This window comes from Paraburkholderia sp. BL17N1 (genome assembly GCF_003634175.1).
Lineage (GTDB): Bacteria > Pseudomonadota > Gammaproteobacteria > Burkholderiales > Burkholderiaceae > Paraburkholderia.
The window spans coordinates 256,551-272,623 of record NZ_RBIW01000003.1; the positions used below are offsets into that span (position 1 = coordinate 256,551).

Sequence of the window (16,073 nt, forward strand, 5' to 3'; positions counted from 1 at the left end):
TTCTCAGGCCGGACTACGCTAGACGGTGGTCTGCTGGCCTGTGTCCGAGCTTTTGCTGCCCCGTGCAGTTTCCGGTACGACGCGGTCGTCAGTATCCGTTTTGAGCGCCGCGACCATATCGTCTCTGGCTTTCCGATAATTTTCCTGGCCGAGATAGCACGCAAAAAAGCCGATCAGGGACAGCGGGACAATGACGATGACAAGCGAATTGCCCAGCAGGTTACTGTCCTTCAGAACGTATTCCGTCACCATCGCAACGGATGTGGGCCCCATCGACAGCCCGATAATGCCCGTCCATATATAGTTCAGCGCGGCGGCCTGGCCCCTGAGCTGATTGGGAACAACGTCCTGGATCACGGCTGCTGCACCCGAGAACGAGAGCGCGCTGCCGAATGTCAGCAGACCTAGGAAGAAGAGGCTCAACGCCAGACTGGACGCGTAGACCATGCCGATGATCGATCCGATGGCGATCGGCCACCAGACGAGCGGAAGCCTGAACCGGCCGCCGCGAATCCCCCTGGACACCAGAGCGTCGGACAGGTAGCCACCGCAGATACATCCGGCGACACCGCTCACGATGGTCATGCCGCCCATCAGCAGGCCACTTTTGCGGGCTGCATGTGGTGATGACGGATGTAAAAGGAGGGCGCCCATGCAACGATGATGTAGCCGATCATTGCGGTGAGCGTGTAGACCGTATAAATCGAGACGAACGCATGCCTGCGGCGAGACAGATACGACCACAGCCCTATTTTCCCGTGGTGTCCGCCGGCGATCTGCATGATTTCGCGACGCTCAGGTTCCTTCAACGCCAGAACGACGAATGCCATCAGGATGCCGGGCAGGCCCGAAATCATGAAAGCCAGGCGCCACGTCTGCATGCCGGCAATGCTGGGCAAGCCGAAGTCGGCGAGCTTCGTCAGTATGGAGATGATGGCGCCGCCAAACAGGAGCGACGCGCCAACGCCGACATAGTTGGACATGTTGTAGGTGGCGATGGCCCGTCCACGCTGCGCCGGCGCGAAGCAGTCAGCGATCATCGAAAACGCTGCAGGCGCGAGACAGGCCTCCCCGATACCGACGCCCATACGCGAGAAGAACAGTTGCCAGAAGCTGGTGCTCAGGCCGCAGCAGATGGTCATTGCACTCCACAGCAGTACGCCTGCTGCAATCAGGTTCTTGCGCGTGTTGCGATCGACCAGACGACCGAATGGAAGCCCCATCACGGAATAGAACAGCGCAAAGGCGATGCCCTGCAAAAAACTGATCTGGACATCCGACAGTCCGATCTCGTGCCTGATCGGGCCTATGAAAAGGGAAATGATGTTGCGATCCAGATAGGAAACTACGCTCGTAGAGAACAGCACGACGACAAGGAGCCACGGATAATAGCGTTGGAGGTCGTTATTTTTGTGAAGCATGAATTCTCCGTTTTCTGTGGAAGCGCAGCGATGTTCAGTAGTACGTACTGCGATGCATTGTGGATTTGCTCCCTAGGTTGTCCTGGCGACCAGGTTCCGGCACGGCGTTTCCGGGGAGGGCGGCCTCCTCGGTGCGAAGCGCATTGCCATACCCATGATCCCGGAGCCGCAGACGGCCGGCTGTCGCGGCATGCGCGGTGACGGGTTTCATGGGGTGCGCTGCCACCTGATGCGAGCCCGGTTTGTTTCCGCCGCGGTCATCTGACGTATTGCCTGGACGGTGCCGTCCGCGCTCTCGCACCCGAGTCCGGCCGACTCTGACCGGAGGCGGCGAGCAGGACTGACGTCGCGTCTGATCGGATTCGATACGATTATAACGATACGTATCGTATACTAAAATTTGTGCGCGGCCCGCAGTGGATATCACTGGGAGATACCCTTAGCTTTCCGGGCGTTGACAAAACGATACGTTCAGTTTCATTATGAATGCCACCTTATCCTGTCACGTGGAGAACGAAATGAAACTGGGGCGATTCGTGGTCGAAGGTCTGGACGGACCGGTTCACCGCATCTGCATGGTGCTGCCGGAGCAGGGCCGCGTCATCGATCTGCGCGCGGCCGAAGCGCTGCGCCTGCAGGCGCAGGGGGCAACCCGTGAGGCCGCGCTGCGTTATGCGTCCGTCGTGTTTCCCGAAAGCATGTCGGCTGCAATCGCCCTTGGGCAACGCTTCCTCGACACTGCGACGGAGGCCGCCGCGAAGTACGGTGATGACGCGTCGCTCCCGATGGACGGACTGCGCTGGGGTGCGGCCTGCGACCCGTCGGTCGTGCGCGACGGGCTGACCTTTACCAAGCACATTCGCCAGTTCCATGAGCGGATGAACATCAGCCCGACGCCGGCCTTGCTCGAAGTGCCTGGCTACTTCAAGGGCTCACCGTGGACCGTGATCGGGCACGAGGCGGAGGTGCCCTGGCCTGCACGCTCAGAACGTCTGGACTATGAGCTCGAACTTGGCTGGGTTGTCGGCCGGCAGGCGCACAATATCACGCCGGATGTGGCCCGTTCCTACCTCTTTGGCGTGACGATCTTCAACGACTTCAGCGCGCGGGATCTGCAGGGCAATGAGTTTTCTATCGGCATGGGACCCACCAAGAGTAAGGACTTCGCTTACGGCATCGGTCCGTGGATTACCACGATCGACGAATTTCCGCGACTCGACAACATCCGCATGTCGGTCCGCGTGAACGGCGAGACGTGGGGCGAGGGCGACACGTCGGAAATGCTCTGGACGCCGGAGGAGCTGATTGCGTACGTTTCGCTGGGCGATCATGCGCAACCTGGCGACGTGATCGGCTCGGGGACGATGGGCAACGGCTCGGCGCTTGAACTCGGGCGCAGCATCAAGCCTGGCGACGTCGTCGAACTCGATGTGTCGGGTATCGGCGTACTGCGCAATCGCATTGCGATGCGAGCGCAGGAAACCTGGTGGCCCGAGCGGCGGACGCCTTTCATGTAAGCCGCTCAGGTCGCGGGCGAGGTTTTCGCAGCAAACCCACTACAATCGGCTGGGCATGCATCGACTGGCGTATGTCCAGCGGTTTCACTGGCGGTCAAAACGATCATATCCGCCACTGGAATAAATAAAGAGAGGAGACACAGAATGAAGGCCAAACGCGTGCTGATCGTGGGTACCGGAATCGGTGGCGCTACGGCGGCCGTCACACTTGCCCGGCAGGGGCTGGACGTCCACTGTATCGACATCAAGCCCGAGAGACCGACGGTAGGCGCAGGCATCTGTCTGCTGCACAACACCATGGGGGCACTGCAAGGAATCGGCCTGGCTGACTCCTGTCTGGAAAGCGGCATGTCGTTCGCGGTGTTTAAGGAGTTCGATGACGCGGGTCGTCTCCTGCATACGCACCCCGCGCCCCCCAGTTGTGGCATCCGCAGGCCCGAGCTTGCGCGTATCCTCGAGACCGCGGCCCAGGAAAGCGGCGCAGTCCTTGAGAAGGGACTGACGGTCCAGGGCCTGACGGACCGGGGCGACTGCGTCGAGGTGCAGTTTTCGGACGGCCGGCAGGCCTCCTATGATCTGGTGGTCGCCGCAGATGGCGTCTATTCAGGCCTGCGCAGGCGCGTCTTCGGTACGGGTTACGAACCTCGCTTCGCCGGTCAGAGCGTGTGGCGCTTCAATGCACCGCGCCCTGCTCAGGCGGACGGATTCTGTCTCTACAGGACGCCGGCAGGCAAGGTGCTGGGTATTTTCCCGACCTCGCCGGAAAGCTGCTACATGTTCTATCTCGAAAGCAGCCGGGAGCCGCTGCGCATCGCCGAGGACCGCTCCCATGTGCTGATCCGCGAGCGCCTGACCGACTTTGACGCACCCGTCATCCGCGAGGCGCTTGACCTCATCACCGAATCTTCCCAGGTGATTTTCCGTCCCCTGGATATCACGCTGGTGCCGGTGCCGTGGCACCGCGGGCGTGTCGTGCTGCTGGGTGACGCGGCGCACGCTCCGACGCCACAGATGACCTCGGGCGCCGGCATGGCGGTGGAGGATGCCGTCGTTCTGGCGGAATGTCTTGCCAGTAGCGATTCCGTCGGTGAGGCATTGACGGCCTATGACAGGCGACGCTTCGACCGGGTGAAAAGGATATACGACGCTTCGCTGCAGCTATGCCTGAACGAACAGGAGGACTCAGTCGGCAACAAGGACCGGTCGGCTGCCCTGTTGCTGGAGACCTACCAGTATCTCGGTCAACCCATCTAGATCCCTGATGGCAGGAACTTTCCAATTACGCGAAAGCTCTTGCACGCGGATCAGATCTAACGCATTACCGTGGAACTCGAAAATATACGGTGAAAGTCGTATTCAGACTCTGTGTCAACCTCCAGGCGCAGACAGACCGTCTCGCAGGCCGCCCGGCCTATTATGATTCATGCCGTATCGAATTTCACGTGCCCTCTTCATCAACTGGACAACTACGATGAGAATCCTCGGACCTGACACACTGGTCTTCGGTGTCGAAGACCTCGAAAGCTGCACACAGTTTCTTGTCGACTACGGCCTGACGCCAACGGGCGACGGCAGATTTGAAGCCCTGGATGGCACGGGAGTCATCGTTCGCCCGAAGGATGACCCGTCGCTGCCGGCATGGCCGTTTCCTACGGCAAACCAGCTACGCAAGACCATTTATGGGGTAACGGATCAGGCGTCACTCGATGAAATCGCCAGCGAGCTGGGGAAGGACCGCGAGGTCAAGGTTCTGGCCGATGGCTCAATTGAAGCGATTGATGACGTGGACTTCGTGCTCGGTTTCCAGGTTACCGTGCGTCGCGAGCCTGTGCTTCCGGCCGAACAGGTCAACGCGCCTGGCGATGCCCGCCGTGGTGTGAACATCACGGGCGCGCTCACCAGCGACAGCGAACTCCCGCCTCGTCCCAGGACATTGTCGCATGTCGTCTATTTCGTGCCGGACACGGACAAGGCGGAAGCCTTCTACGTCAACCGGTTGAAATTCCGGCTGAGTGACAAATTTCTTGGAATGGGTCCCTTTCTCCGGCCAGCGGGCACACTCGATCACCACACGCTTTTTCTCATCCAGACGCCGCCGTTCATGCAAGGTTGCGAACATTTTACGTTCCATCTGGGCGGCCCGACAGAAGTGCTGCGTGCCGGTAGCGCGTTCGCCGCCAAAGGCTATGAATCATACTGGGGGCCTGGCCGCCATCAGTTTGGTTCCAACTGGTTCTGGTATTTCAACTCGCCACTCGGATGTCACATCGAATACGACGCTGACATGGATCTGCACGACGACTCCTGGGTGCCGCGTATCGCGCCCGCGCATGCGGACCAGGCGCAGGAATTCCTGCTTCAATGGCGCGAAAAGTGGGCACCCGGCGGACCGCCGCCCTCGTCAGAGTAACTCGAGGCGTGATATGTGATGGATGGCATCGGCTCTTCGGACTGGATACGTCTTTGCGAACTGGGTGCGCTGCCACAGGTGGGGGCGCGCGGATTTGATCTTCGCGGGCGCGGCGTTGACGACATCTTTGTCATTCGCCAGCACGGACTGCTGCGTGGCTACAGAAATTCATGCCCGCACTGGCCCGGAGCGACGCTGCCATGGTGCAAGCACGGCTACCTCGATCGCAGGATGGATTACATCGTGTGCCACGGACACGGTGCGAAATTCACTCTTGATGAAGGGCTATGCGTGCTCGGACCATGCGTCGGGCAAAGACTGGAATCAATTCCTCTGCGAATCGAAGAAGAGACTTATCTCAGCGCATTCTGCCCGGTTGACGATCTCCGGGACATTTCATGAACGGTACTGCTTGGCTTAAGGTCGGGGAACGATTTTATATCGTAATCCTTAACGGTTTTCGCACGTACATTGCGGGTTCAGATTGCTCGGGGAGATTTCCATGACGTCGTCGCCTGGGACGAACAGTTCACCGAACAGGGGACGTAGCAGCACAATGCGCTCCGGTATTGCGGTAATTGGCAATGCCGCAACGTCAGTCTCGTCACGCAATAATCGGATGTTCACGAATACCGGCCGACCCTCGACAGGCTCGTCGCTCGGTTCAGAGACCTTTTCCCCTGGTTTCCAGCTACCAGTGGTGGATAGTCGCTGATAGCCATGCCGGGGAGGTGGCGTGCATGGTAAGCGGAGGGCGGGCAGCCGCGCGGCGGACTCACTTTTGGCTCTGGTCAGATAGACGAGCGAAGGCGTTCTCTACTTCGGAGCGTTGTAAGCGAATGCCTGGTCAAGAAGCCATGCCTGAGCAGTTCCAGGCGCTTGCCGTCGCTCAATTGCGTCGGAGACACAAGACTACGTGGAATCTGCAACGATGGTGGCGTTGAAGGGAATGACGAGGCCGAGCCGGGTGAGTTGTTCGTCGACGAATAACTTTGGCACCAAGGCTACGCCAAGCTCTGCCGCAGCAGCGCTGATGAGCGTCGAGTGCAGCTCGTACCGAACACCCTGCATCGTGGCGTTGTCTTCGACGCCGAGGTTTGAGAACCACCGGGACCAGGCGTCTGGATGCGTCGTCAAGTGGAGAAGGGGTTAGCTATGCAGCTCGTGGGCCTTCCTGATGGGCTTCGAGAGCAGCGAGGGCGAGCAAATGGGCGCGACTTCTTCGCTGAAGAGATAGTCGGATGTGGTACCAGGCCAGGTCGGCTTACCGAACTGAATCGCCGCTTCGAAGTGCGACTCCTCGAACGAAAGCAGGTCGGTGCGGATCCCCATGCTTACCCATATGTCAGGGTTACGGTCGTTGAAGTCTTTAAGTTGCGGGACGAGCCATTGGGATGCGAAGATCGGAAGGACCGCAAGGTCGAGGTAGCCACCTCCACTGCCATGGGCAATGATGGACTGACCACAACAGGTATAGGCCAATCAAAAAATTTCCGCCTGCTGCTATTCGTCCGACAAGTCAGGGAAAATACATTCAATACCATCCCTTCAGCGACCAGCGCACAAAGCCGTTTACTCATGTATTGATTGGAAGGATTTCCTTCTATCTGCTTTCAACCTCGGGACCTTGCACCCGTCTTTCGAAGGAAACGAAATGAACGGCTTTACACACACCATCAAGTTCAGAATCGTTCTCGCCATGGGCGCGTGCGTTGCGCTCATGGCCACGATCGGGATGTTCGGCGTGTTCGGAATTGCCAGGCTGAACGCAGCTGTTAAGGATTCCTATGTCGGAAACACTTTACCGATCATGGATCTGAATGAAATTCGCGCGGCGCAGCTGGATATCCGGCTTCAGTTAAGACGAATCCAGGTGTTCCATGATCCGGCCAGGACGGCGGCGTCGATCAGCAAGATGCGGTCCGATCTTGAAAGCATCGACAGGACGTGGAGTCACTACTATCCGGATAGCGTTACCAGTGACGAGGAGCGTGTGATCGCCGAAAAGATCAAAAGTGCGTTGCCTGAATTCAGGGATATGACGAACGGTATCTTCTCCACGATCGGTAGCGGCAACTACGAGGCCGCCGGTGAGATGATCGACAGGCAGGCCGCGTTCTCGAGCGCATTGACGGACTCCGTCAGTCAGGATATTGCGGTCAATCAGAATCAGGCGAAGCAGTCGACGGTTGACAGCGAGGCAACGTTCAGAGTCATCTTAGGTATTGCGCTCGCACTGGTGAGTCTCGGCATCGTGCTGGCTATCGGCGTGTCGGTCTATCTTTTGCGCTCGATCTCGCGCCCTCTTAACAAGGCCATCGGGATCGCGCACGACATCGCAGCCGGCAAGCTCGAAAACCGGGTGGTGGTTGACTCGCGGGGCGAGTTCGGTCAGCTTCTGGATGCGCTGGGAAAAATGGATCAGCAACTCACAGATACGGTCCGCAACATCAAATCCACGGCGGAGTCGGTGACGGTAGCTTCGCGAGAAATCGCCAGCGGGAATATGGATCTGTCCGCCCGCACTGAGGAACAGGCTGCCTCTCTTGAGGAAACGGCCGCGAGCATGACCCAGCTCACCGAAACCGTCAAGCAGAACGCCGACAACGCCCGGCAGGCGAACGGCCTGGCAACAAATGCAACCGGACTCGCAGACTCGGGTAACGAGGCCGTTCTGTCCATGGTCGGGACAATCGAAAAGATCAGCGGAAGTTCAAGCAAGATTTCGGAAATCACCGGTGTAATCGAAGGCATTGCGTTCCAGACGAATATTCTCGCGTTGAACGCGGCAGTTGAGGCCGCTCGAGCAGGTGAACAGGGACGCGGTTTCGCCGTTGTTGCGAGCGAAGTGCGCAGCCTGGCCCAGCGTTCCGCCGCTGCGGCAAAGGAAATCAAGGAACTGATCGGGTCGTCTGTGGCGATGATTCAGGATGGTTCCAGGCAGGCAACCGACGTTGGCGCCACCATGGGTCACGTGAAGCAGGCAATCAAGCAGGTTTCTGATATCGTCGGAGAAATTGCCGCTGCATCGGAAGAGCAAAGCCGGGGCATTGAGCAGGTTAATCAGGCCGTTGGTCAGATGGACGAGGTGACGCAGCAGAATGCAGCACTGGTTGAGCAGGCGGCTGCGGCGGCGCAGTCGCTCGAAGAACAGGCGATCAGTCTCAAGGAGGCTATCTCGGTGTTCAAGCTCGTTGATGCAGGGTCGCCCACCCACGGTCCTTTGGTTACAAAAAGTCCATCGCGGGTGTTGCCACCAGTTAAAAAGGCAGCCACGACAGTGCCCATAAAGCCGAAAACAATCGTCAGCGCCCGGCCAGCCATTTCCGTTGCAACGGAAGCTGCCGGTGCGGACTGGCGGATTTTCTGAGGGGGCGCAGGAAATGAGCGATGCCAGCGATGCACTTGACCTTACCAGGCGCCTGGTCAACGAGAATACCCATGCGGTATCCGTAATTGGGGCACGGGCGATTGTTTTCATCAAATTTCTTAACGCAATGCTGCCTTACCTGACGGCGGCCCTAAGCGCTGAGGTTAGCCAATCATTGCGACGTGGTATCGAAGATGTGCTGGCGATGATGGACGATGTTCCACGCCAGCACACCTAGCTACGTTGCTTGAAATGACCAATGGCATACCTGAAGCTTTGAACGATAGGTAACGTGAGGCGCTTGTCTGCGGTTTTTGAAGCGGATGCGCTCGTCCTTATAGAGCAGACACGGAATGCCCTGTGTGCATGATGTCTGCGTCGTTCGTCAATCAATGGGTATCGCTGATCAAAGACACCTCGCTCGCTTATGTCGTCGGCGTGCCGGAGTTCACGTTTCTGGCGAATCAGGTCAATAGCCGGCTCATGGTCTATCCGGCACAGATCTTCGTATTCGTCGGTCTGATATATCTCGTCTCGTGCTGCGCGTTTCAATGGGACGTTCCGCGTCTGCTGGCGGGAACGGCGGGCTTACTTTCGCGGCCCTCCCAGGATCTAGCTAGCGCGCTTCCTGTTATCCTTGATTCATCACGCGGGGGCCAGACGGAGCTTGGGGATCTGTCCAATGACAACGGCCTCGCGCGCGACCTGGATAAATGCGCACATGCTGTGCCATTCAGAAGAGGCAAAAGGAGCAACGGAATGGCAAAATGGCAACCGGATATTTTCTCGCTGACGATGTTTGCTGCAGTATGCGAGGAGGAAAGCATCTCACGCGCCGCGCAGCGAATGTCTGTCGTGCCCTCTGCGGTCAGCAAACGTATGAGCGAAATAGAAAGCCAGGCCGGAGTGTCATTGCTCGTGCGGGGCGGGCGGGGCGTGAGGCCGACAACTGCCGGCCTGACCCTGCTTCATCATGCCCGCACGATTATGTACTCTGTCGAAAAGCTTCAGGCCGAACTGGCTGAGCACGTCGATGGCGTGCGTGGGCACATCACGGTTTTTGCAAACGCCTCATCGATAGCACAGTATCTGCCGCGCGACATAGCTCGCTTTCTTTCCACTCACAGCGGCATCCGGGTAGATCTGGATGAGCGTATAAGTCCCGCAGTCGTGCAGGGCGTGGTCGATGGATCAGCAGAACTAGGCGTTTGCCTGCAGGCACAGGATCTTGACCAGGTCGAATGGTTTCCTTACGCGTCGGATCGGCTTGTTGTCGTGGTACATCCTGACCACCCTTTGGCCGCGCAGGAAGCAGTCGAATTCAGCGACACTTTCAAATACGACTTCGTGGGGCTGCAGCAAGGCAGCCGCATGGCGAATTTTCTTGCCGCCCAGGCGGTTGCGGCGGGTAAGGACATCAACTTTCGGATGCGCGTGAGCACATACGAAGCCGCGTGCCACATTGTCGCCGAGGACCTGGCTATCGCGGTGCTTGCACACGACTCTGTCAAGCTGATGCAGAACGCTCTCGGCTTGCGAGTCATCGAACTGATGGACCCGTGGGCAAAACGTGAGCTTATACTTTGCGTGCGGCATAAGGAAACTCTTCAGCCGCCGGCACACGCTCTGTTTGACTGGTTGAAGGCTCGTGGCGCTACCCGCGTGGCACATTAATCATACGCATTCCTTGCCCGTCTCGTGTTCGAGTACGCTGGCAGGGAAGAAAACCTCCCCAGCCATCAAGCGGCGCGCGCTTCGGCTCATGACAATGCTACGAGCTTTCCATCCGCTCTCGTCAATAAACACGTCTGCGCCGACTTGCGTGGTCCCTGACGGATGTCCAAACCGGACGGCATTCTGCGGCCCCCCGGTGACACGCGAAACGACAGTACCTGGAACGGCGGAGGCAACCGCTAGCGCGACAGCGCCCGTACCCGTCATGGCGTGATGCAGTTTGCCGAGTGACATTATCCTGACCAGCAGATCGATGTCAGAAGCCGGCACCCGGTTCCCTGCGGATGTGGCGTAGGCTTGTGGCGGGGATACGATGGCAACGCGGGGAGTATTGGGGAAAGTGGTGCCGATGTCGTGTGCATTCGGTGCAAGGCCCATCCGTGCGCCGGCCTCACATCGGATTGTCTCGACCAGTGATGGCAGGTCCGAGCGGCGGGCGAATTCCTCATGAAGCTCGCAACCCGTCAGCCCGAGCGGCTGCGCGTCGATGAATACCGTCGGACTTCCGGATCTGACCAGCGTGACTTCGAATTCGCCGTGTCCAGGCACCGTCAATATGTCGATTACCTGGCCCGTTGGGAAGGCGATCCCTCCGTCGTCTTCGAGGAACTCAAGCGTTATCTCGGCCGCTGGGAAAGGAACGCCGTCGAGAATGAACGTGCCTGTCTCAGCCGGTAGTCCGTCTTCTACGGAGAAGCGTGCGGTGATGATTTGACCAACGTTTTCCTGCCACATGCGAACTGACCTTGGGCCGTCTGCGCAAGGTGAGAGGAGTCCGCTAAACAGTGCAAATGGGGCGACCGCCGAGGTCAAGTTGCCGCAGTTGGCGCTCCAGTCGATTGAACCCTCGCTGATACTCACCGCGCCAAACCGGTACGAGATTTCGCAATCCGGCCTGTCGGACGGCGAAACGATTACCACCTTGCTGGTGCTGGGCGTGGCACCGCCGAGGCCGTCGATCTGTTTGCGATAAGGGTCCGGGCTTCCCATCAATCGAAGCAGGAACCGGTCGAGGAGCCTAGGTTCATGAGCGACCTCGAGCGGGAGGTCTCTTCGCTTGAGGAAAAGACCTTTACTGGTCCCTCCGCGCATCCAGCATGCGCGCATGCTTCGTTGATGTTTTCCAATTGCCATATTGGTTTGTGTCGCTCAAAGCGGTACGAGTCCGCGATTCGACTGCGCTTGCTTTCGCCCGGAACAGGTTGCGCGATGTCGCACCGCCTCTCTCACGTGTGCGCGGAGCTACTGCTTAAGGTCGGATAGCTGCGATTGAATGGCCCCCGATTTCGCCAGATCGTCGATCTGATCGTCCGAGTACCCGAGTGAGCGAAGTACTACCGGAGTGTCCTGCCCAACTTTGGGCAGGGGATGCCTGGCGCCAAATCGCCTGCCACCAAGAGTGAACGGCAGCAAGGGAAGGCGTGTTGTCTCGCCCGTCTCCGTCACCAGTTCTCCGAGTCCACCGCTTTCAATCAGATGCCTGTCATTGAACAAATCCTGTGGCCTGGCAATTGGCGCATAGGGAATGCCCGCTGCGTCAAGCTCGTGCATGAGGGTTTCTGCCTCGAGCTTGCTCACAAGCTCACGCAGCTCTGGCATCAGCCAGGGACGGGCTTCGACTCTTCCGGTGTTCGTCGCGAGCGAGGGGTTCTTTGTCCAATCGTCACGGCCAAGCATGTTGCAGAAGCTGCGCCACTGTCCATCGCTGACCACGCCGATGAACAATTGTTCGTCTTGTGCGGCCGTGAAGACTTCGTAGATAGCCCACGCGACATGGCGTCTGGGCATGGGCATTGGTTCTATCCCGGTTTTCGCAAATTGCTGCATGTGCTGTGTGGCGAGGAAGGCGCAATTTTCAAACAGCCCGCTTTGAATTTCCTGGCCTTTGCCGGTTTTCTCGCGTTCCAGAATCGCGGACACCGCGCCCAGCGCACCGAAAATGCCGCCCATGATGTCATTGACCGATGCCCCCATTCGCAATGGTTGCCCCGGTGGCCCCGTCATATACGCAAGCCCGGCCATCATCTGAACGACTTCGTCCAGTGCTTTGCGATGCTCATACGGTCCTGCAAGAAAGCCCTTGTGAGACACATAGATCAAGCGGGGATACTTGCTGGACAAGGTTGCGTAGTCAAGAGCTATTTCCTGCATCCGTCCGGGCCGGAAGTTCTCGCAGAAGATATCTGCGCTGGCGATCAGACGTTTCAATACCTCTTGCGATGCAGGTTGTTCCAGGTCAAGCGCGATGCTTTGCTTGTTGCGATTGAAAGAACGGAAAAAACCTGCGCCGAGTCCCGACAGGGTACGTGTCTTGTCACCGTTGATGGGTTCAACCTTGATGACTTCGGCACCCAGGTCTCCAAGCACCATACCGCATGTTGGGCCCATGACCATGTGCGATAGTTCGACAACGCGAACGCCTGTGAGCGGACCGATCATGCTGCCTCCGTTGCATGGAATGACTTGGGCAACCCTGCGCGCCAGATGTGGCCATGCAGCGGCTCACGAGGAAGTGCGCGATGCAGGATTCCGCGGGCAGCGACCAGCTTTTCAATGTCGATGCCAGTTCTTAATCCCATGCTTTCCAGCATGAAGACGAGGTCTTCAGTGACGATATTTCCTGTAGCGCCCGGTGCATGGGGGCATCCGCCCAGGCCGCCCAGACTCGCGTCGAACTTCCGTATTCCGCAGTCGAGCGCAGCGAGCACATTTGCAAGACCCAGTCCCCGCGTGTTGTGGAAGTGCATACTGTTCAGCCGCTCGCCAATAGCGCCATGCACGATCCTGTGCAGACGCCGTACTTGTGCGGGATTTGCAAAGCCGGTCGTGTCTCCCAGCGAGACGTTGTCAGCTCCAGCTTCTGCTGCTGCGATGGCGAAGTGCTCCACATCGGCCTCGGGTACTGTCCCCTGGATCGTGCAGCCGAAGGCGACCGACAGGCCGACCATTACTGCGGGCCGTGCAGCATTCGGATACGAATCTCGGAGCGCGCATATTTCACGAACACGTTCAATCATCTGCTCGCGCCCGCCTTTGACGTTAGCGCGGCTGTGTGCCTCGCTCACCGAGACCGGTACGGAGACGTGATGTACGCCTGCAGCGAACGCCAGTTCCGCACCCTTGAGATTGGGCACTAACGCGGACACTGTCAGCCCCGGAAGAGTTCGTGCGAAATCCACGACTGTGGGGGTGTCCGCGAGTTGCGGCATCAGTTTGGGTGGCACAAACGAACCGACCTGGATCATCCGTACGCCGGCGTCATAGACTGCGCGGATCCACTCGGTCTTGTCGTTCGTGTGCATGATTTCGGAAACTGCCTGCAAGCCGTCTCGTGGGCCGACTTCTACAACCTTTACGTCACTCATGATTGAACCTTTTGAATAGATCTGCTCGGGAGAATGCTGCATGCGTCATCGGGAAATCTGCTCGAGGCGAAGGCCCCTGGTCCGGGGTCCGAAAATGCCAATTACGCAAACAACGATGAGCATCGATCCTGAAATGATCGCGAAGACACCCTGCGCGCCTGCGTGGTGAAGCGTGAACCCAATGAGCAAGCCAGAAAACATCGCGCTTAACCGGCTCACCGAATAAACCATGCCGATGCAGCGGGCGCGTGCGCGAGTTGGAAAAAGCTCGGCTTGATAGGCTCGATAGGAGAAACTCATGCAGTTCCCAGCCAGCGTCATTCCGATCCCCAGAGCGATGACCAATGCCGCATTGTGCTGTTCGGAGAACAACATACCCGCGACTGCGAATATCGCTGCTGATCCGACAATCAAGTGTTTGCGCTCAATGCGATCCGCAAAAAGGAGAGAGAGCAGCGGACCAAGCGGATTCGCGACGGCTATCAGAAATGAATAAAGCAGGCTGTGCGTGACGTTTACACCGTTCGCGATCAGCAATGTTGGTATCCAGCTCGCGAATCCGTAGTAGCCGATAGACTGAAAGAAGTTGAACACCATCAGCATGATCGTGCGGCGCCTGTATGGCGGTTTCCACACGTCCCCGATGCTGGCCTTGCCGGGCTGGCTGACTGTGTTTGTCCAGTCCGGCTCGGGCAAGCTACCATTATCACGAATGCACCTGGCTTCAAGCCCCGATACAACCTGGTCTGCTTCATCCAGGCGGCCACGTGAGGCAAGCCACCTGGGACTCTCCGGCAGACCAAGGCGTATGAGCCATACAGCGATAGCGCTCATGCAACCAGTCCATACGATCCATCGCCACCCATCCTGTCCAAGAATTGTTGCAGGCAGAAGCTGCCACGCAAGAAATGCGAGAACGGGGACGGCCACGTACTGGATCGATTGCACGGATGCGTACGCTCTGCCACGCATGGCCGCGGGTACGAGCTCGGATACGTAGGCATCGATGGTCACGATCTCTGCACCCATCCCCAGGCCGGCAAGCGCGCGCCAGAAGACGATCCATACCGGGTCGCTCTGGAACGCCATAATTGCGGAGCAAGCGGTATAAAACAGCAAGGCGTAGGCGAATATTTTGCGGCGTCCCCAGCGGTCGGCAAGCGAGGTAACGAAAAACGTTCCAACAAAAAAGCCAAGAAAGACTGCGGAGACGAATGCGCCAATTGCGTGAAGATCGACAAACGATGTACTGCTTTTCGCGAAGATGTGTGTTCGGATGAGCGCGGGAGCGATATATGCGGTCAAAAAAACATCGTAGATTTCGAAAAATGCTCCCAGTCCGAGCATCAGAATCATCCGCGCGACGGGGCCACGCGCCGGCAGACGCTCCATACGCGCCGAAATAGCCGAAGCCGTGAGGGTATCGGCAGACAACTTCCCGACGACGGTTTGCTCACCGTGCGTCACGACGGACAACTGTGGACTTCGAGAATACGGCACTTCGCTCATCCGATCGTCTCCTGAATCGAAAAGATCCGTTGGTTTGTTTTTGTCGGAGCTAATCGTATTGCAGGCTAGCGACGGGCGGGCTGACAAATGGGAAAAGGAGCGTTGCCGGATGGGAACGACACTGCGTCGGTGGCAAAGCGACATAGCTCCCGGGTTGGAAGCTTTCGCTTATTGCGGGATTGGCGATGAATACAACCGTTCGTGGATCAAAAGACAGGAGCAAATAAAAGGATTCTGAGGTCGCTTAAATTCACATTTGATTTTCGCGCCAGCTTGGGTCGGCGTGTCACCCGTCATCCCAAGGCAGCACGATCGTATGGCGCGTGTATCGTACATTCGCACCGGGATAGGGTCGGTTGTGTGAATTGTGAAACATCCCCGTGGGCCTGACAGACGCGACATCGACGCCGGCGGCTTGCAATTTCGCGCCTGTCGCGATAGCTGGTGAGCAGCGTAAGGCGCACGATGTCAAGTGCCTTGGGCAAATGCGCGGCTGCACGGTAGTCACGCTCGTCATCGACATCGCCCAACGTGCGGTTGTCCAACCTCGTCGCGCGCGACAGGTGGGCATTGTTGATTCCCGACCGGCTCAAGGGGCCTCCGCTTCAACGTGCTCAAGCGTGACATCAGGCGTGTGATGCAGAAGGTACTGGCACAGAGGCTGCGCAAGCTTGAGCGCGACCGCCTGAAGTTCGCAAGGTGTTCGCGACCGTGCCGGTCACGGTCGAATATGCGTTGACTCCTCTG

14 protein-coding genes and 1 pseudogene are annotated in these 16,073 nt (G+C 58.3%); 8 read left to right on the plus strand and 7 right to left on the minus strand.

Annotation, left to right across the window (positions count from 1 at the left end; all coding sequences use genetic code 11):
* Positions 1 to 18: 18 nt before the first annotated feature.
* Positions 19 to 585 carry a hypothetical protein gene (locus B0G82_RS40830; protein WP_241975103.1) on the minus strand — a complete coding sequence of 189 codons (567 nt, stop codon included), beginning with the start codon at positions 583 to 585 and terminating at the stop codon, positions 19 to 21.
* 8 nt (positions 586 to 593) lie between these two features.
* The gene (locus tag B0G82_RS40835) at positions 594 to 1,421 is read right to left on the minus strand and encodes an MFS transporter (RefSeq protein WP_241975104.1); all 828 of its coding nucleotides are present in this window, start codon (positions 1,419 to 1,421) and stop codon (positions 594 to 596) included.
* Between the two features lie 518 nt (positions 1,422 to 1,939).
* Between B0G82_RS40835 and B0G82_RS36945 the strand changes: the two genes are divergently transcribed.
* From B0G82_RS36945 to B0G82_RS36960, 4 genes are all read left to right on the plus strand, one after another.
* Positions 1,940 to 2,938: a fumarylacetoacetate hydrolase family protein gene (locus tag B0G82_RS36945; RefSeq protein WP_241975105.1), complete on the plus strand. Its 999-nt coding sequence runs from the start codon at positions 1,940 to 1,942 to the stop codon at positions 2,936 to 2,938.
* 144 nt (positions 2,939 to 3,082) lie between these two features.
* On the plus strand, positions 3,083 to 4,192 hold the full coding sequence (locus B0G82_RS36950) for an FAD-dependent monooxygenase (protein ID WP_121311254.1): 1,110 nt from the start codon (positions 3,083 to 3,085) through the stop codon (positions 4,190 to 4,192).
* Positions 4,193 to 4,409: 217 nt separating this feature from the next.
* On the plus strand, positions 4,410 to 5,348 hold the full coding sequence (locus tag B0G82_RS36955; RefSeq protein WP_121311255.1) for a VOC family protein: 939 nt from the start codon (positions 4,410 to 4,412) through the stop codon (positions 5,346 to 5,348).
* An 18-nt stretch (positions 5,349 to 5,366) separates the two neighbouring features.
* Entirely contained in the window at positions 5,367 to 5,750 is a 384-nt protein-coding gene (locus B0G82_RS36960) for a Rieske 2Fe-2S domain-containing protein (RefSeq protein ID WP_241975160.1), read from the plus strand.
* Between the two features lie 414 nt (positions 5,751 to 6,164).
* Here the strand turns inward: B0G82_RS36960 and B0G82_RS36965 are convergent.
* A pseudogene (locus B0G82_RS36965) lies at positions 6,165 to 6,806 on the minus strand (LysR substrate-binding domain-containing protein); the annotation flags it as partial.
* Between the two features lie 196 nt (positions 6,807 to 7,002).
* Here B0G82_RS36965 and B0G82_RS36970 point away from each other — a divergent pair.
* The 3 genes from B0G82_RS36970 to B0G82_RS36980 all read left to right on the plus strand — a co-directional run bounded on the left by B0G82_RS36970 (position 7,003) and on the right by B0G82_RS36980 (position 10,392).
* Entirely contained in the window at positions 7,003 to 8,718 is a 1,716-nt protein-coding gene (locus B0G82_RS36970; protein ID WP_121311257.1) for a methyl-accepting chemotaxis protein, read from the plus strand.
* Between the two features lie 13 nt (positions 8,719 to 8,731).
* Positions 8,732 to 8,956, plus strand: coding sequence for a hypothetical protein (locus tag B0G82_RS36975; RefSeq protein ID WP_121311258.1), 225 nt, complete (start codon positions 8,732 to 8,734; stop codon positions 8,954 to 8,956).
* Between the two features lie 128 nt (positions 8,957 to 9,084).
* On the plus strand, positions 9,085 to 10,392 hold the full coding sequence (locus B0G82_RS36980) for a LysR family transcriptional regulator (protein WP_121311259.1): 1,308 nt from the start codon (positions 9,085 to 9,087) through the stop codon (positions 10,390 to 10,392).
* On the opposite strand, the gene B0G82_RS36985 is transcribed toward B0G82_RS36980, so the two are convergent.
* The 4 genes from B0G82_RS36985 to B0G82_RS37000 all read right to left on the minus strand — a co-directional run bounded on the left by B0G82_RS36985 (position 10,393) and on the right by B0G82_RS37000 (position 15,326).
* Positions 10,393 to 11,586, minus strand: a complete 1,194-nt coding sequence (locus B0G82_RS36985) for a PrpF domain-containing protein (RefSeq protein ID WP_121311260.1) — start codon at positions 11,584 to 11,586, stop codon at positions 10,393 to 10,395.
* A 108-nt stretch (positions 11,587 to 11,694) separates the two neighbouring features.
* Positions 11,695 to 12,891 (minus strand): CaiB/BaiF CoA-transferase family protein, encoded by a 1,197-nt coding sequence (locus tag B0G82_RS36990; protein ID WP_121311261.1) that lies wholly within the window; start codon positions 12,889 to 12,891, stop codon positions 11,695 to 11,697.
* Positions 12,888 to 13,859 carry a hydroxymethylglutaryl-CoA lyase gene (locus B0G82_RS36995; RefSeq protein WP_241975106.1) on the minus strand — a complete coding sequence of 324 codons (972 nt, stop codon included), beginning with the start codon at positions 13,857 to 13,859 and terminating at the stop codon, positions 12,888 to 12,890. Before B0G82_RS36995 ends, B0G82_RS36990 begins: the two co-directional genes overlap by 4 nt.
* A 3-nt stretch (positions 13,860 to 13,862) precedes the next feature.
* Positions 13,863 to 15,326, minus strand: coding sequence for an MFS transporter (locus B0G82_RS37000; protein WP_121311262.1), 1,464 nt, complete (start codon positions 15,324 to 15,326; stop codon positions 13,863 to 13,865).
* Between the two features lie 637 nt (positions 15,327 to 15,963).
* On the opposite strand from B0G82_RS37000, the gene B0G82_RS40840 reads away from it, so the two are divergent.
* A complete protein-coding gene (locus B0G82_RS40840) occupies positions 15,964 to 16,065 on the plus strand; it encodes a hypothetical protein (protein ID WP_241975107.1) in 102 nt (33 codons plus the stop codon).
* Positions 16,066 to 16,073 lie beyond the last annotated feature (8 nt).